The sequence below is a fragment of the Pseudoalteromonas sp. SG43-4 genome (genome assembly GCF_014164325.1).
Classification (GTDB): Bacteria; Pseudomonadota; Gammaproteobacteria; order Enterobacterales; family Alteromonadaceae; genus Pseudoalteromonas; species Pseudoalteromonas distincta.
On record NZ_JACJFB010000074.1, the window covers coordinates 1 to 272 of the forward strand.

The 272-nt window shown below is 42.3% G+C and carries 1 protein-coding gene; it reads right to left on the reverse strand.

Features of this window, described 5'->3' with window-relative positions; genetic code table 11:
• Positions 1–272 (reverse strand): hypothetical protein (locus H5160_RS20235; protein WP_182738550.1); only part of this gene is annotated, 272 nt, incomplete at both ends.

The window sequence follows — 272 nt, forward strand, 5'->3', positions numbered from 1 at the left end:
GTGGCTGTGGCGGTTAATTCACCATCGCTTAAGCCTGATAAGTTTGCACCGGTAATTGTGTAAGTATTGTTGGTAACTGTGGCTTCAAAACTGCGCTCATTACCGGCTTCATCTGTTACTACCACTGTTACCGTTTGGTTGTCTTCGACACCCGTTGTGGTACCTGTAATTTCAACGTTTACGTTTTCATCATTGCCGTTAATTACGTCATCGTTTGTATCGTTGATATCAACTGTTATTGCAACTGTAGTGTCTTTGGTAAAGCTGGTTTC